Genomic DNA, 16,802 nt, shown 5'->3' with positions numbered 1-16,802 from the left:
GACGTTAGCACCCCGCCCACCACCCCGGAAATCCAGGGTCGGCCTCACCGCACCGCCAGCGTGACCTGCCCGGTCGCGGCCCCCGACGGGTCCACCACCAGGGTGTACGCCCCGGAGGCCGGCACCACGGTCGGCCCGAGTTCACCGACCCCGTTGATCACGCAGCCGCTGCCGACGGTGCTGCCGTCGGGCGCGCGCAGCGCCAGCACGCCGCACTGGTCCGGCAGGTCCGAGGCGGAAGCGCTCACCGTCACCGACGTGCCGGCCGTGGCGGTGAACCGGTAGCCGGTGACGGCGCCGGGCCGGCCCACGACGGCGACGACAGGTGGCCCGCCGAGCGTGATCGCCGCGTCGCGGTCCCGGCCGATGACCACCCGCAGCGTGGTCGTGCCGGTGCCGCGTTCGGTCGGGTCGACCACCACCGTGTACGTCCCGTCGGCGGGCAGCAGCGTGCCGTCGACCTCACCGACGCCGTTGATCACGCAGCCGCTGCGCAGCAGCCGCCCCTCGGCGTCCCGCAGTTCCAGCGGCGAGCACTGGTCGGTGAGCGTGCTCGCGGACACGTCCACGTAGGCGCGCTCCCCCGCGCGCCCGCTGAACCGGTAACGCGCCCGCGCGCCGGGTTGTGCGACTGTCGCGGTGACCGCCGGGCCGTTCGGTTGCACCGTCCCGTCGCTGTCCTGGGCCGCGTACACCCGCACGGCGGCGCGGCCGGTGTCGCCTGGTGCGGCGACGACCCGCAGCGCGTACGTGCCGGTGGCGGTGAGGTCGACGCGGTCGACGTACCCGGTGCCCTTGATGTTGCACCCGCCGGCGATCTCCCGGCCGCCCGGCTCGGTGAGCACGTACGGCGAGCAGCGGTCCCCGATCCCCGGCGCGGTGGCGTCGACGAAGACGGCGTCCCCGGCGCGGGCCGCGAACGTCAGCGGCGCGCCACCGGGGGTGAGCGTGGCGGTGGCGACGGGTACGGCGGTGATCGGGGTGGCCGCCGGCGGGGCGACCCGTTCGGTGCTCGCGCCGGCCACGGCGAACTCGGGGCGGCCGCTGACCGCGACGTCGAAGACGCACTCGGCGAGCTGGGCGGGCGCGGTGACGCCGGCCCAGCGGCAGACCTGTTCGGCCGCCGCGCGCCGGGCCGGGTCGAGGTCGGCGACGGTGACCTCCCGTTCCGGGAATGCGCGGTCGGTGAAGGTGCCGGTGTCCTGCCCGTCGTCGTAGTGCAGCAGGGAGCGGTCCCTGGCGATCCGCCAACTGTCCGCGTACGCGGGATAGAGCTTGTCGAACGGCACCGGCTGGGCCAGTGCCGTCCCGGAGGAGGGGGCGATGTCGTCGGCCGGGTCGCCGTCGAAGTCGCCGAGCAGTCCGCGTACCTTTCCGGCCCGGCTCTCGGCCAGCCGCACCAGGATCCGGTAGCCGTAGCGGCCGATCTGGTCCACCGCCGCGGCGGACCCGTCCGGCCACGTCACGTCGTACCCGTCGACAGGGCCGGTGTCCGACGGGCGGCGGGTGAGGGTGCCGCCGCCGGCCAGGTCGGTGCGGTCCGGCAGCGCGGCCGGCGACGCGCCGTCGACGTGCACGCGGGCGCCGCCGTCGGTGAGGGTGAGCGCGACCCGGTGCGCGCCGATCCGGAACGCGACTGCCGAGTTGACCGAGGCGGTACGCGTGCCGGCCATCGGCGCCTGCCGGACCTGCACCTCCAGCGGGTCGCCGCCGGTCGCCGCGACCAGCGTGAACTCGCCGACGGCCTGGAAGTCGTAGGCGACCCGGTCGAACGTGACCAGGTGCGGGTCGCCGTTGCTGCCGCCGCAGTCGGCGCCGTCCTCGCAGAGCTTCACCGGTCCCTTCGGCGGCGGCGTCTTCTTGGCCGGCTTCTTGCACTCGTCGAGGTTCTTCGGCAGCGTCTTCCCCTTGTACTCGGTGCGCGGCGGCAGCCCTTTCGCCGCCCGGTAGCGGTTCTCCGCGAGCGTCGCCTTCACCTCGGCGGTAGGGATGCCGGTGCCGCCGCACTCCCCCTGCGGCACGGCGTTGCGGGAGATGTCGTCGGCGTGGTTCAGCTCGTGGTACAGCGCGGCGCAGGGGTCGCGGGCCACCCCGTCGCCGTACGGGTCGGTGGACGTCGGGTTCCAGGTGACGGTCGAGGAGCCCTTGCCGTCGGCGCTGTCCGGCGTCTCGAACGCGCCGGAGCCACCCGTGGTCGGGATGATCCGCACCCGGGGACTCTTCTTGTCGCGCAGCCTCGGCAGCAGGCCGGACGGGTCGCCGCCGGGCAGCGCGAACCCGGCCAGGCAGCCGTCGACAGCCGCCTGGAAGTCGACGCCGCTGACCGGCACACCGGCGGTCGGGTCGACGCCGTAGTCGGCCCGCGCCGGCCGGGCGCCACCGCCGACGAGCGCACCGACCGCCACCAGCAGCAGGGCCACGGCGGCGGCCGCCGGCCTGCGGCGGCGTACCAGCAGCACCACCAGCGCGACGGCGAGCAGCGCCAGCACTCCCCCGCCGGCGAGCCAGAGCCAGCGCCGGCCGGTCCCACCGTCGTCGGAGACGGTGAACGTGGTGGTCCGCAGCGCCGTCGCGCCCGCGCACGGGTCCGTCGCGCCGGTGACCGGCAGCGTCACGTAGCCGGCGGTCACCTCGTACCGGCCGGGTGCGCCGACCGGCCAGAGCGTGTCCAGCCCACCGCCGTCTCCGGTGGCGGCCACCGAGCGGAGCACGACCTCGCCGCCGTGCAGCCGTACCCCGGTCAACGCCACGGTGGCGGTCGCACCCGGCTCCACTGTGGTCAGGCCGGCGGTGGCGGCGGCGCCGATCCCGTCGTCGTGGAAGCTGCGGGCGAGCGTCGGCGCGACGTCGCGCCCGTCCCGGCGTACCCCCGTGATCTGCACGGTGCCGACGGCGCTGGTGGCGAGCGCGCAGGCCGACCCGCTGGTGTTCGTGACGGTGAGGTCGAGACGGACCTGGTCCCCGGCGCGGTAGTCGGCCTGGCCGGACCGCAGGGCCAGGCCGAGGCCGCCGTCGGCGGGCGCCGCGGCGCCGCTCGCCGCCCCGGTCGCCAGAGCGGTCACGAGTACGCCGAGCGCCGCCGCCAGCCGCAGGGTCCACCTCATGGTGCGGACTGTAGAAGCGGGTGGGCCGGTTTCCGCGCGGTCTGTCGGGGACCGGTCGGAGCCGTATCCTCCTGGTGATGGAGCTCTTCGGCACGGTGGCCGACCTGTACGAGCGCGCCCGGCCCGGATATCCGCCGGCGATCGCCGAGTCGATAGTCGCCTACCACGGCGGCACCCCGGCCTCAGTCGTCGAGGTGGGCGCGGGCACCGGCAAGGGCACCGAGGTGCTGGCTCGCCTCGGCGCGCCACTGACCTGCGTGGAACCCGACGCGCGGATGGCGGCCCGGCTGGCCGGGCGTTTCCCGGAAGCGCGCATCGAGGCCACGACGTTCGAGCGATGGTCGCCGCCCACCGGCGGGGTGGACGTGCTCGGCTGCGCGATGGCCTGGCACTGGCTGGACCCGGCCACCCGCAACGCCCTGGCCCGGCGCGCCCTGGCACCCGGCGGCACGCTCGCCGTCTTCGGGCACCGCTACGACTACGCGGACGCCGCCCAGCGGGACGCCGTCCGGGCCGCGCTGCGATCCGTCGACCCCACCGTCCGGGAACGACCCGTCGACTGGTTCCACCGGGACGTCCTCGACAGCGGACAGTTCGACGACGTACGCCGCGAGGTGATCCGGCGGGAGCTGCCGCTGGACAAGGAGCGGTACCTGGCGCTGATGCGCACGTTCGGGCCGTACCTGTCGCGAACCCCGGAGCAGCAGCGGCGCGGGATCGCCGCCCTGGACCGGCTGGTGGACGACTTCGGCGGCACCGTCGTGCTCGACCTGCGGACCACGCTGGTGCTGGGCCGGGCCGATGCTCGGTGACCGGCCGCTGACCGTGCCCGCCGACGTGGCGAGAATCCGGCGGAGCCTGGCATTTTCGCCTCTCGTCGCCGGTGGCCGGCGTTCCTAGGCTCCTTCCCGAGACGCTTTCCGCGAACGGGAACGGGGCTGCACGTGCTTCGCTATGTCATGCCGGTCGTGATCGGGCTGGTCTACGTCGGGCTCAACTCTCTCGTGCCCGAGCCGCACCGGCGACGACTGAACGCACTGATCGTCACCGGTGCCGGTGCCGCCTACCTCAGCGGCGGCGGGTTCGGGCTGTGGGAACTGGCCTTCTGCGCCCTGCTCGTGGGGGTCGGCTACGCCGGGCTCACCTCGTACACCTTCATCGGTGTCGGGTGGCTGCTGCACACGGCCTGGGACGTGCTGCACCACCGCCGCGGCACCCCGATCATCCCGTCGCTGCACGACTCGTCGTTCGGCTGCGCCCTCTGCGATCCGGTCATCGCGCTCTGGTGCTTCGCCGGCGGCCTGTCGGTCAAGGACCTGTACCGGAGAGCCGTCACGGCGTTGCGGCCGCCAGTCGCCGCGCGGTCCTGACTGGTTGAATTCCGCCATGCACACCGTGGCAGTGCTCGCCCTCGACAGCGTCGTGCCGTTCGACCTGGCCACCCCGATGGAGGTCTTCGGCCGCGCACGCCTGGCCGACGGCCGGCCCGGCTACCGGGTGCTCGTCTGCGCCGCGACGCCGACAGTCACCACCGGCGCGTTCCGCATGGCGGTGCCGTGGGGCCTGGACGCCCTCGCCGACGCCGACACCGTCGTCGTACCCGGTGTTTCAGACCCGGCCGCCGCGACGCCCGCCGCGGTCCTCGACGCGCTGCGGACCGCGGCGGCCAACGGGGCCCGGATCGCCTCGATCTGCGGCGGCGCGTTCACCCTCGCCGCCACCGGCCTGCTCGACGGGCATCGCGCCACGACGCACTGGATCGCCACCGACCGGCTCGCCGCCGAGCATCCGCGCGTCCAGGTCGACCCCGACGTCCTGTACGTGGACAACGGCCAGCTCCTGACCTCCGCCGGCGCCGCCGCCGGGCTCGACCTGTGCCTGCACCTGGTCCGGCGCGACCACGGCGCCGCCGTCGCCGCCGACACGGCGCGGCTGTCGGTCATGCCGCTGGAACGCGCGGGCGGGCAGGCTCAGTTCATCACCCACGAGCCGCCCACCCCCGAGGGGACGACGTTGGAGCCGCTGCTGGCCTGGATGCGCGACAACGCCGGGCGTGAGCTGACCCTCGCCGACATCGCCCGGCACGCGAGCCTGAGCACTCGCACACTGAACCGCCGGTTCCGGGACCAGACCGGCACCACCCCGCTGCGGTGGCTGCACCGGGTACGCGTACACCAGGCCCAGCACCTGCTGGAAACCACGACCCACCCCGTCGACCGGGTGGCGAGCCAGGTCGGCTTCGGCTCCACCACCGCCTTCCGGGACCGCTTCCGGCGGATCACCGGCACGAGCCCGCAGGCGTACCGCCGGAGTTTCCGGGGCGTCTGACCGGCCCGGTGGTCACTCCGGTCGTCGTTCGACGGGGGCGCTGCTCAGCACGCCGTCGGGCCGGACCTCCTGACGGAGCCGCGCCAGGTTGACGAACCGGTCGCCCTCGACGGGGGCGGCGTCGAGCAGGCGCAGGACGACAGTGCAGTACTTGGCCATCGTGTTGCGACCCGGCATGAAGATGGACAGCTCGTCGTGGGCGCCGGGTGTCTGCACGATCAGGTCGGCGGGCAGTAACGGCAGCGTCTCCGGGGTGCCGTCCACCGCGACCTTGACGATCCAGAACGGCCCGGTGCCGTCGAGTACGCGCCGGTCCTGCCCCGGTGTCTCCAGCGCGAGCGTCCGCCACGGCTCACCCAGGCAGGTGACGCCGGCCTGCCGCACCGTGGTGACCAGTTCGGCCCCTGCCGCCACGATGATCTCCTCGGCCCGGTCCCACTCCTGCGCGTCCCGGCCCAGCGGTGTGCCGGGCACGAGCCGCGCCACGACAGTCATGGCCGGTACGTGCCGCAGCCGTGGTTCGGGCTGCGCCTCGAAGACGGCGCGGGCCGCCGCGATCGCGTCGGCCTGAGCTTGTCGTTGCCGGTCGACCTCGTCGCGGTGCCGGTCGAGCAGGGCGAGCGCCTGGTCCGGTTCGTCGAGGGCACGCCGGACCAGCTTGACGCTCATCCCGGTGTCCCGCAGCAGGGTGATCAGCATGGCGCGTTCCACCTGGTCGAACGCGTACGAACGGTGGCCGGACCGGTCGTCGACCTCGGCGGGCACGAGCAGCCCTTCGGCGTGGTAGAAGCGCAGCGCCTGCGGCGACAGGTGACACATCTGGCTGAACTCGCTGATCGACAACATGACCCCAGACTGCCCCTTGCGGTAACCGGAAGGGCAAGCGCCGCCTAACCTCCGCGCTCGTGCTGGGGCAGCCCGACGGCGGCCGCGATGGCCTCCACCGCCTGCTCCAGGCCGGTGCTCTCCGGGAGGACGAGTTCACCGGGCCAGCCCAGGACGTCGCGTGCGGCGTACCAGCCGCTCATCTGCTCGGCGGCGAACTCGCCGGCCTGCGGGCGGGTCAGATGCCGGCGCAGCGTCTCGGCCAGCGACACGTCGAGGTAGCAGAACAGCGACCGCCCCCGGTGGCCGTCCCGTAGCGCGGTCAGCATGTCGCGGTAGCGGCCCGTGTACAGGATGCCCTCCAGGACCACGTGGTAGCCGTGGTCGAGGGCGAACCGGGCGGTCTGCTCGATCAGGGCGGGCGCCACACCGCCGGGCTTGTCCCGTTCGAGCAGGACGACGCGGCGCAGGTAGTCCTGCTCGACGAGGGCGCACCCCGGGCCGTGCCGGCGTCGTAGCTCGCGGGCGATGCTGCTCTTGCCCGAGCCGGAGTTGCCCCGGATGCAGACGAGGATCGTGTCCGAGCTGCCGGTGGCCCCAGCGGACACGATCCCCTCCCTGGCGTCAGGTGTCGCAGGCGGATGCCGATCAGGCCCGGGTGATCACCAGGAACGCGTACCCGATCACCTTCGTGCCGTCCCAGTTGTACATGGGACGGCACGCCTGCGGCTTCGTCCACGACGACTGGTACTTGGGCCGGGCCTCGTTGCAGGCCTTCAGCGTCGAGTAGGTCGGGCTCGAGTAGTCCGCGTACGCGGGCGCGGCCAGGCCGAGCACCAGGGCGCCCGCGACCGAGGTGGCGGCGACGAGGCTGCGGATCCGCGGCCGTCGGAAGGCTTTCATGTCTTCTCCTACTCTCATGCACGTCGCCCGACCGTCCATCATGGCCGGCGATCATGATCAGCTTAGGGCGGCGGGACAAGGCGCGCAGCGGGCGGCGTACGCGAAAAAGGCCCCGACCGGCGTGAAGCGCCTGGTCAGGGCCTTGCTCGTTGGTGCGCCGCCAGGGACTCGAACCCCGAACCCGCGGATTAAGAGTCCGCTGCTCTGCCAGTTGAGCTAGCGGCGCTCGCTGACAACGGGAAGAAGATTAGCACGCCCGCCGAGGCGGGTTCCAATCCGATACCGGGGTCCACCCTTCGGACGAGCTTAACCGGCGAAAGCGGTCAAAACGGTCAGCCGATCCGGCGCGGGGGCGGGCGTGGGGGCGTCGATACGGCACGATGTCCGCCAGGCACGCGATGACAGGGGTGGGCATGGGCAGGTTCGCGCGGGCCGGGGCGACGGTGGGCGTCCTGGTCCTGACGGCGTCGCTGGCACTGACCGGGTGCGGCGGCGGCGACGAGGGGAAGAAGCCGGAGTTCGTGCCCGGCCAGCAGCAGGTCGGCGGCGTCTCGTCCTCCGCGCCCGATCCGAGCGTCACACCGAGCGACAGCGCCGCCGCGCCGCCGCTGACGGTGAGCCCCGCCGACGGCGCGAACGCCCGGCCGGTCAGCACCGAGATCAGCGCCCGCATCCCCGGTGGCGGCACCGTGTCGAAGGTGGTGCTCGCCACCGCCGACGGGAAGAACGTCGCCGGGCGGATGCGGCGCGACGGCTCCAGCTGGGTGCCGTCGGCAGCGCTGAAGTACGGCACCAAGTACACCGCCACGGTCACCGGCGCCGGTAAGGACGGCCAGACCTACCAGGGCACCAGCACGTTCACCACGATGGCCAAGCCCAAGTCGATGATCGGCTCCGGTCTCTACATGTTCAGCGGCAAGACGTACGGGGTGGCCATGCCGGTGGTCGCCGAATTCTCCCCGGGCATCCCGAAGAAGGACCGGGCCGCGGTGCAGAAGCGGATGTTCGTGCAGACCGACCCGCCGCAGCCCGGCGCCTGGCACTGGGTCGACAACGGCACCCAGGCGTACTACCGCGCGCCGGAGTACTGGAAGACCGGCACCACGATCACGGTCCGGCTGGCGCTGGCCGGCATCCCGCTGAGCAACGGCCGGTACGGCAACATCGACCGCAGCGCCACCGCCAAGATCGGCCGCGCGTTCGAGATGACTGTCGACAACGCGACCAAGCAGATGACGGTGTCCGAGAACGGCACGGTGATCCGTACGCTGCCGGTGAGCCTGGGCAAGAAGAGCACGCCCTCCTCCAGCGGCACGATGGTGGTGATGGAGAAGAAGGAGGCCACCGTCTTCGACACCCGCAGCGAGCCGGACCCGGCCAACCGGTACGTCACCGAGATCGACTTCGCGCAGCGGATCACCTGGGGCGGCGAGTACATCCACGCCGCGCCCTGGTCCGAGGGCGTGCAGGGGCGCCGCAACGTCTCGCACGGCTGCGTCAACGTGTCGATGGCCAACGGCCGGTGGCTGTTCGGCAAGACGCTCGTGGGCGATCCGATCACGGTGAAGGGCACCGAACGCCGCCTCGCCCCTGGCAACGGCTGGACGGCGTGGAGCATGAGCTGGTCGCAGTTCGTCGCCGGCAGCGCGCTGCCGGTTCCGCAGGGCGGGCAGCCGGCGCCGTTCTGACCGGCGTAACGTGGTCGGACACGCCACCTCCGACGAAGCGCCGGACGCCAGTGGAATCGTTACACCCGCGCGGGGTGTTCCGTTTCACGTCCGGCAACGCGTACCCGCTCCGGCGCGTCTGACCTGAGACGACGGGGAACGGCATCACCTTGTGAGGGAGTCATGCGAGCTGGCCAGGACGAACCGATCCGGGGCGCGAGCGCCCGACGCGTCGGCCGCCGCCGCGCGCTGGCAGCCGGGCTGCTCGCCGCCGCGATGGCCCTGACCGCCTGTACGAGCGGCGGCGACAAGCCGTCGAGCTGGCAGGGCGGCGGAGACGGCGACGGCGGCGAGAAGGCACCGAAGGCGACGGCCACCATCAGCGAGCCCGCCGCCGACGCCAAGGACGTACCGGCGTCCACCGCCATCACCTTCACCACGGAGGAGGCGCAGGACACCACAGTCGAGCTGAAGGACGCCGCCGGCAAGGCCGTCGACGGCACGCTCGCGGCGGACGGCGCCAGCTGGCTGCCGTCCGCGGCCCTGGAGTACGGGCAGACGTACACGGCGACCGTGACCGCGACCGGCGACGACGGCAAGCCCGCCACCGCCACCAGCACGTTCACCACGATGGCGAAGCCGGCCAAGCAGGTCCGGGTCACCAGCTTCCTCGGTGACAACCAGGTCGTGGGCGTCGGCATGCCGCTGATCGTGAAGTTCGGCCGGGCCATCCCGGAGGACTACCGCGACGACATCCAGCGCCGGATGACAGTCACCTCGAAGCCGGCCCAGGAGGGCATCTGGCACTGGGTGAGCCCGACCGAGGTGCGCTACCGGCCGAAGACGTTCTGGAAGGCCAACAGCACCGTCAGCTACAAGGTGCAGGCGGGCGGGCTGCCGCTGGGCGGCGGCTGGTACGGCCGCGCCGACCTCAGCGTCGACATCAAGATCGGCCCGTCGTTCGTGATGACCGTCGACAACCGCACCAAGCGGATGACGGTCACCCGCGACGGCAAGGTGGTCAAGACCATCCCGGTGAGCCTGGGCAAGAAGAGCACCCCCTCCTCCAGCGGCACCATGGTGGTGATCGAGAAGCTCCGGCACACGGTCTTCGACACCATGGAGGAGCTGGGCCCGGAGGAGGGCTACCGCACCGAGATCGACTACGCCCAGCGGCTCACCTGGGGCGGCGAGTTCATCCACGCCGCACCCTGGTCCGAGGGCGTGCAGGGCCGCACGAACGTGTCGCACGGCTGCGTCAACGTCTCGATGAAGGAAGGCAACTGGCTGTTCGCCAACACCCGAATCGGTGACCCGATCACCGTCAAGGGCACCGAGCGCAAGCTCCAGAACGGCAACGGCTGGACCGACTGGAACATGAGCTGGGACGAGTACGTCAAGGGCAGCGCCCTGCCGTACGAGCCGCCGTCGGCCGACACCACGCCGGACGCCGGTACGCCGAGCGTCGAGCCGACCCCCTGACACCCCGCACACGACGAAGCCCCCTCCCGGAGGAGGGGGCTTCGTGTTGGGGTGACTGATGGGAATTGAACCCACGACAACCGGGACCACAACCCGGTGCTCTGCCAACTGAGCTACAGCCACCATGCTCGCCGCTCCGGTCGCCCGGGGCGGTGCGCGGACCAATCATAGCCACACTCCGGCCGACCCCGTCCACCGGGTTCGGCGCGGGCGTCAGAGCTGGGCGGCGATCGCCTTCGCGGCCTCCACGTCCGGCCCCGGCAGTGGCACGAACACGGTCCGCCGGTAGTACTCCAGCTCGCGGATGCTCTCCCTGATGTCGGCGAGCGCCCGGTGGGCCAGGCCCTTTTGCGGCTGCCCGAAGTACACCCGTGGGTACCAGCGCCGGCACAGCTCCTTGATCGAGGACACGTCGATCATCCGGTAGTGCAGGTGGGCGTCGAGCCGGGTCATGTCGCGGGCCAGGAAGCCCCTGTCGGTGGCGATCGAGTTGCCGCACAGCGGCGCGGTACGCGGGTCCTTCACGTAGCTGGTGACGTAGTCGAGCACCATGTCCTCGGCCTCGGCCAGTGTCACCGTGGAGCGGCGTACCTCCTCGGTGAGGCCGGACTTGGCGTGCATGGTGCGCACGATCTCCGGCATGCCGTCGAGCGCCTCGTCGTCGGCGTGGATCACCACGTCGACGCCGTCACCGAGCACGTTGAGGTCGGGATCGGTGACGAGCGCGGCGACCTCGATCAGGGCGTCCCGCCGCAGGTCGAGCCCGGTCATCTCACAGTCGATCCAGACGAGAAGATCAGCCACCGGAACAGACTACGCGCCGCCGACGCGCCCGCGCCTCGGCCCGGCGGCCGAGGTGGACCGCTAGGGTTTCCTGCGTGCCAGCCGAACCCGACGCGCCACCCGCCGTCGCCCGCGACGACGCGGGCGCGCGTACGGTCCGGCGGGTCGTGGCGGTGCTGGCGCTGGTCGCGATCCTGCCGGCGCTCTACCTGCCCAACCTGCGCCACGACTACTACGACCAGAAGATCTACATGTCGGCGATGGACTGGTGGGCGGCCGGGCATCCGCTGTACGACTACGTCCAGCCGGACCGGGTGCAGGGGGCGCTCTACTTCACCTATCCACCGTTCGCGGCGCTGCTCCTGGCGCCGTTCGGGTATCTGCGGCTCGGGGTGGCCATCGCCGCCTTCGCGGTGCTGACCGTGGCCGCGGTGGTGGTGACCACCCGCTGGCTGGTGCTGCCGGTGCTGCAGCGGCACGACCTGCCGCGCGGGTTCGGCCTGACCGTCGCCGTGCTGCTGGTGCTGGCGGTGGAGAGCACGCGGGAGACGCTCACGCTCGGGCAGATCAACATGCTGCTGGTGGTGCTGATCCTCGGCGACCTGCTGTTCGCCGTACCGCAGGGGCGGCGCTGGGCGGGTGTGGGCGTGGGCCTGGCCGCGGCGCTCAAGCTGTTCCCCGGCATCTTCGTGCTCTACCTGCTGGCCGCCCGGAAGTGGCGGGCGGCGGCCGTGGCGGCGGTGACAGCGGCGGTGGCCACGCTGCTGGCGGCGGCTGTCGCGCCGGGTGACTCGTGGCGGTTCTGGACGCACGAGCTGTGGGTGACCGACCGGGTGGGCCGCCCCGAGTACACCGGCAACCAGTCGCTGTTCGGGCTGCTCAGCCGCCTGACCGCGCCGGCCGAGCCGGACCGGCTGCTGTGGCTGCTACTCGCGCTGGCGGTGGCCGCGTTCGGCCTGTGGCGGGCCGCGCGCGCCGCCCGGGCGGGGGACGCGCTGGTGGGTCTCACAGTGACCGGGCTGGTGGGCGGGCTGGTCAGCCCGATCACCTGGATCCACCACCTGTACTGGTTCATCCCCGCCGTGGTGGTGCTCGTCGACGCGGCTCTGGACGCCGATCCGGCGACGCCCGCCGGAGCCCGCCGTCGCGGCGGCCTGTTCGCGCTGGCCGCCGTCGTGGGCCTGCCGATCGTGTACGGGTTGGTGACGTTCCAGGACTGGGGCACCGCCATCGTGCACACGGACGACCCGGTCGACTTCGTCGTCCGCAACGTGTACGTGCTGCTCAGCCTGCTGCTGCTCGTAGCGCTGCCGATCCGCCGGCGCTCGGCCGCGAACCCGATAACTCCGACTGATCGGACACAACTCGCAACAAACGGCGATCAGCGCTAATCTGGTATCAACTACCTCAGTTTTCTCCCAGGTAGCACCGATCCCCCGGTGAGAACGGCCCTCCGCGTCGGCAGCGCGGAGGGCCGTTCGGGTTCTCGTCAGTCCCCGCCGTCGGGGCACCGGCCGGGCGGCGGAGCGATCGCCGCGCGGGTCCGTCCGCCGGGCCCGGAGCCCACCGCCACCAGATGCCGCTCGGGCCGCGACGCCGGACCCGGCTGCCGGCCCAGCCCGCTCAGCGACGTGACGCCGAGACGCCCGGCCAGCACCGGCACCTGGTCCGGCTCGACCACGAAGACCACCTCACGCGGCCGCACCGGCCGCAGCAGCACCACCACGGCGAGGACCACCAGCAGCGTCCCGCCGGCCAGCAACGCCCACGCCAGCCCGGGGAACCACCCGGCCCGCACCTCGGCACGCATCCGCAGGTCGAGCCCGTCCGCGCCGTCCACGCGCATCACGACCAGGCTCAGCGACCGGTCGGACAGCTCCGCCGGACTCCACTCCAGCGAGCCGATGCCCTCGCGTACCCAGAAGGGCTGGGTCATCGGCGCGGCGGTGCCGGCGCCGGCGGTGGCCGGGTCGAGGTCGACGGGCAGCAGGCCCCGGGTGACCGCGACGCGGCGCACGGTGCTGTGCGGGACGTCGGCCAGCCACCGTCGCACCTGGTCGGCCGGGGCGAGGCCGAGGAAGACCGGACCGTCGTCGTCCCGCGCGGTCAGGTGCAGCCGGGCCTGACCGGTACGCGCCACCGGCAGGTCGGTGCGCAGCAACTCGTCCACGTCGGTCACCAGCACCGCGCGGGCCGACGTGCGGACCGGCTCGAACCGGGCACCGAACGCGCCGTCCGGGCCGGCGTGCCGGGCGGCGAGCCAGAGACCACCACCCGCCAGCAGCGCCGGAACCCCCAACGCCAGCAGCATCATGCCGGCGATCGTGCGTACGAAACGCATTCGCGTCGTCCCTCTCGGTAGCCAACCACCCGGCCGACCTTACCGACGCGCGGCTGCCGATCGGCGGATATCGGCGGCACCCGGCCGGGACGGCGACCGGCCCGGCGGATCGTTCCGCCGGGCCGGTGCGACGCTCGCGTTCAGGACTTCGCGGCGGGCTCCCGACGGGTACGCGCGAACGCCAGGCCGCCGAGCGCCAGGCCGCCCAGACCGGCGACCAGGCCGGCCACCCCGAGGGCGGTGGCCGCGCCGGAGCCGGCGTCGTCATCGTCGTCGTCGGCCGCCGCCGCGGCCGGCGCGCTCGCGCCAGGCGAGGCGGGCGCCGCGGCGGCCAGCTTGAGCACCGGCGCCGGGCTCTCCGGCTCCTCCGCCCCCGGCGTGGGCTCCTCGATCCACCGGGAGACGTTGCCGTCGGAGTACGTCTGGAGCACCTTGAACACCATCGTGTCGACCTGCGGCAGCGGGCCCATCGACACCGGGAACTCCTGGAACTCGCCCGGCTTCACGCCGCCGTTCGGCGCCGCGGTAAAGGTCAGCTTGGAGACCGCCTCGGTGAGCTGACTGCCGTGCACCTCGATCGGCGGGTCGACCTTGCGCTTCTCCACCGCCACCGTCCAGCCCGCCACCGGCATGGTGGAGACCGAGCCGACCGGGGCGTTCTCCGGCAGGTTCACCTCGACCTTGACTGTCGACGCCGTGTCGCTCTCGTTCGGCACCCGGAACGCGAACCGGCCGTAGCCGCCCTGCGTACCCTCGGCCGGGTTGATCGTGACGTGCGCCGAGGCCGGACCGGCCACGCCGAGCACGGCCGTGGCGACGGCGGTGAGGGTCAGCGCGGCGACTGTCGCGGAGCGCCGGAGACGGATCATCAGATGGGACCTTCCGTTACTTGATCGGCACGGTGGCGGTCACCGTGGCCTGGTCGATGTCGGTCGTACGGACGGTGATGCGCAGCTGCCAGTCGCCCCGGGCCGGCAGGTTGACCTCACCGGTGGCGTGGTTGTCGCTCAGCGGCAGCAGCGGGACGGTGATCGGCTCGATCCCGGCCGACGGCAGCGCCGCGGTGACCTTCCACTCCTGCACCGTCTGGGGACGGTTGTCCTTCGTGTAGGCGTACAGGTGCATCGAGTTGTTGCCGGTCTCGGCCGGGTCCAGCTCGACCTGGAGCGAGTAGATCGGGCTGCTCAGCGTGGTGGAGAAGTAGCCGGCCGGGGCACCCGCGACGTCCGCGCCGGCGGTCCGCGCCGGTGTGGTCTGCACGAGCGTCGCCGACACGCCCAGCACCACCGCCGTGATCGCCAGTTCGGCCACCACGGCCCGCCGCATCGCACCCGGCCGCCCGGCGGCCACCCGCCGCCGCACCAGTGCCCGGGAGTACGCGGCCACGCCGATCACCAGCACGAACAGCGCGATCTTGACCAGCAGGAGCCGGCCGTACGTGGTGTCGATCAGCGCCTGGAAACTGGCCACCTCGATCAGCCCCTGCACGGTGCCGGCCAGCAGCAACGCGGCCACCGCGAGCGCCGCCCAGCGGGACCAGATCGGCAGGATCGCGTCCAGCTCGCGTTCGTCGGCCCGGCGCAGCAGGAACACCGCGAGCATCACCAGGCCGCCCAGCCAGACCGCCATGGCGCCCAGGTGCACCGTGTCCACCACCACCGACACCGCGGGCGCGGGCGACGCCGCCGCGTGCCCGGACAGCGGCCAGGTGAACAGCGCCGCGCCGCCGAGGACCGCCAGGATGATCCCGTCGGTACGGCCGATCGGGCCGGCGAACAGCGGCCGGAGCAGGAACGCGGCCGCGGCGAGCAGACCCAGCCGGACCAGGTGGGTGGTGCCGTAGGCGCTGCCCAGCACGTCGCTCAGGCCGGAGCCGGTCACGTCGAACAGGCCGCCGCCGTTGACGTACGGCACCTGCAGCCACACCTCGGCCACCGTCGCCACCGCCAGCAGGCCCAGCCCGGTCCAGGCCAGCCGTGCCGGTCCCCGGCGGGACAGCCGGCGCGGCCAGAGCGCGACGAGCACCAGCGCCGGGCCGACGAGCAGCAGCAACCCGGCGTAGCCGGCGTACTTCGCCACCTTCACCGCGTTCTCGGTGACCGGGTTCGCCCGGTTGTCCGAGCCGCTGTCGGTGGGCGGCTCCGACGGTGCGCCGACGGAGTAGGTGAAGGCACCGGAGACCGGGTGGCTGTCGGCCGAGATGACCCGGTAGCTCACCAGGTAGGTGCCGCGCCCGCCGGAGGCGTCCACCGGGATCGTCACCTCGGCGCCCTGGAACGTCGGCTCGCCCCGGTCGGCGCGCGAGCCGTCGGGAGCGATCACCCGTACCTTCCCGGGCACCTTGCGGACGCCCTCACTGAAGGTGATCACCACCTGCGCGGGCGCGTCGGGCACCACGGCGGAGGCGGCCGGGCTGCTGCTCACCAGCACCGCGTGGGCGGCGGCCGGGGTGGCCGGGACGAGCAGCAGGGCGACCAGCAGGAGCAGCAGCCCGGCGACGGCCCCGGATCGGGCGGCGACGGCCCGGGACGGGCGGCGTACGGCAGCAGTCATGACCGCCATGGTTCCCGAACCGGGGCGGGTCCGGCGAGCCGGTCCGGGGCGGGCGTGACCGAGCGCCCACCCGGTGCGGCGGCACGCGCCACGCCGGGCCTGCTCGGAGGTCATGGGAGGGTAGTCGGACGGCGGCCGGAAAAAGTTCCCGGCGTGTGCGGGACCACGGAATGGGTCGAAGGACCCTGTCCTGTCCAGGTACGCCGCGTAACCTCGGGTGACGTGATCCCCGGCCCGCGCGACACCGCCGCCGACCGCCCCGAGTCGGCGCCCGACGCTGCCCGGGACGCGGCCACCGGCTGGGCGCTGGCCGCCCGCGACGGGAACCGCGACGCGCAGGCCGCCTTCGTCCGGGCCACCCAGGCCGAGGTGTGGCGCTTCGCCGCCGCGCTCGTCGACCCGGACACCGCGGACGACCTGACCCAGGAGACGTACCTGCGGGCGTTCCGGGCGCTGTCCGGCTTCGAGGGGCGCTCCAGCGTGCGGACCTGGCTGCTCGGGATCGCCCGGCGAGCCTGCGCCGACCACCTGCGCACCGTGGTACGCCGCCGCCGGCTCGACGCGCGGCTCGCCGCCCAGGCCGCCACCGACCGTCCGTACCCGGACCCGGCCGGCCAGCTCGGCGCCGCCGACCTCGTCCGCCGGCTGCCCGCCGAGCGGCGCTCCGCGTTCGTGCTCACCCAGCTGCTCGGCCTGTCGTACGCCGAGGCCGCCGACGTGGAGGGGGTGCCGGTGGGCACCATCCGCTCCCGGGTGGCCCGCGCCCGCGACGAACTCGTCGGCGCCGTCGGCGACACGCTGGCCGGATAACGGGAA

General features: G+C 73.1%; 15 protein-coding genes and 2 tRNA genes. 7 read left to right on the top strand and 10 right to left on the bottom strand.

The features are described 5' to 3' along the window. Positions 1–44 precede the first annotated feature (44 nt). Positions 45–3,104 (bottom strand): VWD domain-containing protein, encoded by a 3,060-nt coding sequence (locus tag ACQP26_RS06235; protein ID WP_433495190.1) that lies wholly within the window; start codon positions 3,102–3,104, stop codon positions 45–47. A 77-nt stretch (positions 3,105–3,181) separates the two neighbouring features. Between ACQP26_RS06235 and ACQP26_RS06230 the strand changes: the two genes are divergently transcribed. The 3 genes from ACQP26_RS06230 to ACQP26_RS06220 all read left to right on the top strand — a co-directional run bounded on the left by ACQP26_RS06230 (position 3,182) and on the right by ACQP26_RS06220 (position 5,432). Then, positions 3,182–3,916: a class I SAM-dependent methyltransferase gene (locus ACQP26_RS06230; RefSeq protein WP_433495189.1), complete on the top strand. Its 735-nt coding sequence runs from the start codon at positions 3,182–3,184 to the stop codon at positions 3,914–3,916. A 147-nt stretch (positions 3,917–4,063) separates the two neighbouring features. Further along, positions 4,064–4,474 (top strand): DUF6010 family protein, encoded by a 411-nt coding sequence (locus tag ACQP26_RS06225; protein ID WP_433495188.1) that lies wholly within the window; start codon positions 4,064–4,066, stop codon positions 4,472–4,474. A gap of 16 nt (positions 4,475–4,490) precedes the next feature. Then, positions 4,491–5,432, top strand: a complete 942-nt coding sequence (locus ACQP26_RS06220; protein WP_433495187.1) for a GlxA family transcriptional regulator — start codon at positions 4,491–4,493, stop codon at positions 5,430–5,432. A 12-nt stretch (positions 5,433–5,444) separates the two neighbouring features. Here ACQP26_RS06220 and ACQP26_RS06215 read toward each other — a convergent pair whose 3' ends face one another. The 4 genes from ACQP26_RS06215 to ACQP26_RS06200 all read right to left on the bottom strand — a co-directional run bounded on the left by ACQP26_RS06215 (position 5,445) and on the right by ACQP26_RS06200 (position 7,386). Continuing rightward, complete coding sequence (locus ACQP26_RS06215; RefSeq protein ID WP_269701725.1) at positions 5,445–6,278, bottom strand: MerR family transcriptional regulator; 834 nt, start codon at positions 6,276–6,278, stop codon at positions 5,445–5,447. A gap of 44 nt (positions 6,279–6,322) precedes the next feature. Further along, entirely contained in the window at positions 6,323–6,865 is a 543-nt protein-coding gene (locus ACQP26_RS06210) for a kinase (protein ID WP_433495186.1), read from the bottom strand. 40 nt (positions 6,866–6,905) lie between these two features. Next, positions 6,906–7,160 (bottom strand): hypothetical protein, encoded by a 255-nt coding sequence (locus ACQP26_RS06205; RefSeq protein WP_269701728.1) that lies wholly within the window; start codon positions 7,158–7,160, stop codon positions 6,906–6,908. Positions 7,161–7,310: 150 nt separating this feature from the next. Further along, positions 7,311–7,386: transfer RNA gene (locus tag ACQP26_RS06200), tRNA-Lys, on the bottom strand. Between the two features lie 187 nt (positions 7,387–7,573). Between ACQP26_RS06200 and ACQP26_RS06195 the strand changes: the two genes are divergently transcribed. Both ACQP26_RS06195 and ACQP26_RS06190 read left to right on the top strand, forming a co-directional pair. Continuing rightward, complete coding sequence (locus ACQP26_RS06195; protein WP_269701730.1) at positions 7,574–8,848, top strand: L,D-transpeptidase; 1,275 nt, start codon at positions 7,574–7,576, stop codon at positions 8,846–8,848. Between the two features lie 162 nt (positions 8,849–9,010). Next, on the top strand, positions 9,011–10,309 hold the full coding sequence (locus ACQP26_RS06190; RefSeq protein ID WP_269701731.1) for a L,D-transpeptidase: 1,299 nt from the start codon (positions 9,011–9,013) through the stop codon (positions 10,307–10,309). A gap of 47 nt (positions 10,310–10,356) precedes the next feature. Here the strand turns inward: ACQP26_RS06190 and ACQP26_RS06185 are convergent. Beyond that, positions 10,357–10,432 (bottom strand) — tRNA-His (locus ACQP26_RS06185). Positions 10,433–10,522: 90 nt separating this feature from the next. Beyond that, positions 10,523–11,080 (bottom strand): oligoribonuclease, encoded by a 558-nt coding sequence (gene orn, locus ACQP26_RS06180; protein ID WP_030270209.1) that lies wholly within the window; start codon positions 11,078–11,080, stop codon positions 10,523–10,525. Positions 11,081–11,187: 107 nt separating this feature from the next. Here orn and ACQP26_RS06175 point away from each other — a divergent pair, with 107 nt between their 5' ends. Further along, a complete protein-coding gene (locus ACQP26_RS06175) occupies positions 11,188–12,483 on the top strand; it encodes a glycosyltransferase 87 family protein (RefSeq protein ID WP_433495185.1) in 1,296 nt (431 codons plus the stop codon). A gap of 98 nt (positions 12,484–12,581) precedes the next feature. Here ACQP26_RS06175 and ACQP26_RS06170 read toward each other — a convergent pair whose 3' ends face one another. From ACQP26_RS06170 to ACQP26_RS06160, 3 genes are all read right to left on the bottom strand, one after another. Then, the gene (locus tag ACQP26_RS06170; RefSeq protein ID WP_433495184.1) at positions 12,582–13,433 is read right to left on the bottom strand and encodes a hypothetical protein; all 852 of its coding nucleotides are present in this window, start codon (positions 13,431–13,433) and stop codon (positions 12,582–12,584) included. Between the two features lie 140 nt (positions 13,434–13,573). Continuing rightward, complete coding sequence (locus ACQP26_RS06165; protein WP_433495183.1) at positions 13,574–14,302, bottom strand: YcnI family copper-binding membrane protein; 729 nt, start codon at positions 14,300–14,302, stop codon at positions 13,574–13,576. Positions 14,303–14,318: 16 nt separating this feature from the next. After that, a complete protein-coding gene (locus ACQP26_RS06160) occupies positions 14,319–15,986 on the bottom strand; it encodes a copper resistance CopC/CopD family protein (RefSeq protein ID WP_433495182.1) in 1,668 nt (555 codons plus the stop codon). A 222-nt stretch (positions 15,987–16,208) separates the two neighbouring features. Here ACQP26_RS06160 and ACQP26_RS06155 point away from each other — a divergent pair, with 222 nt between their 5' ends. Continuing rightward, a complete protein-coding gene (locus ACQP26_RS06155) occupies positions 16,209–16,796 on the top strand; it encodes a sigma-70 family RNA polymerase sigma factor (protein ID WP_269701738.1) in 588 nt (195 codons plus the stop codon). Positions 16,797–16,802 lie beyond the last annotated feature (6 nt).

The organism is Micromonospora sp. CA-248089, assembly GCF_050948515.1.
In the GTDB taxonomy this organism is placed as follows: domain Bacteria; phylum Actinomycetota; class Actinomycetes; order Mycobacteriales; family Micromonosporaceae; genus Micromonospora.
This window is presented reverse-complemented; position numbering and strand designations above follow the sequence as displayed.

Bases quoted from the DNA above. Each gene is read 5' to 3' on its own strand.
- ACQP26_RS06235 (WP_433495190.1), bottom strand. From the start codon at position 3,104: ATGAGGTGGACCCTGCGGCTGGCGGCGGCGCTCGGCGTACTCGTGACC.
- ACQP26_RS06230 (WP_433495189.1), top strand. From the start codon at position 3,182: ATGGAGCTCTTCGGCACGGTGGCCGACCTGTACGAGCGCGCCCGGCCC.
- ACQP26_RS06225 (WP_433495188.1), top strand. From the start codon at position 4,064: ATGCCGGTCGTGATCGGGCTGGTCTACGTCGGGCTCAACTCTCTCGTG.
- ACQP26_RS06220 (WP_433495187.1), top strand. From the start codon at position 4,491: ATGCACACCGTGGCAGTGCTCGCCCTCGACAGCGTCGTGCCGTTCGAC.
- ACQP26_RS06215 (WP_269701725.1), bottom strand. From the start codon at position 6,278: ATGTTGTCGATCAGCGAGTTCAGCCAGATGTGTCACCTGTCGCCGCAG.
- ACQP26_RS06205 (WP_269701728.1), bottom strand. From the start codon at position 7,160: ATGAAAGCCTTCCGACGGCCGCGGATCCGCAGCCTCGTCGCCGCCACC.
- ACQP26_RS06195 (WP_269701730.1), top strand. From the start codon at position 7,574: ATGGGCAGGTTCGCGCGGGCCGGGGCGACGGTGGGCGTCCTGGTCCTG.
- ACQP26_RS06190 (WP_269701731.1), top strand. From the start codon at position 9,011: ATGCGAGCTGGCCAGGACGAACCGATCCGGGGCGCGAGCGCCCGACGC.
- orn (WP_030270209.1), bottom strand. From the start codon at position 11,080: ATGACCGGGCTCGACCTGCGGCGGGACGCCCTGATCGAGGTCGCCGCG.
- ACQP26_RS06170 (WP_433495184.1), bottom strand. From the start codon at position 13,433: ATGCGTTTCGTACGCACGATCGCCGGCATGATGCTGCTGGCGTTGGGG.
- ACQP26_RS06165 (WP_433495183.1), bottom strand. From the start codon at position 14,302: ATGATCCGTCTCCGGCGCTCCGCGACAGTCGCCGCGCTGACCCTCACC.
- ACQP26_RS06160 (WP_433495182.1), bottom strand. From the start codon at position 15,986: ATGACTGCTGCCGTACGCCGCCCGTCCCGGGCCGTCGCCGCCCGATCC.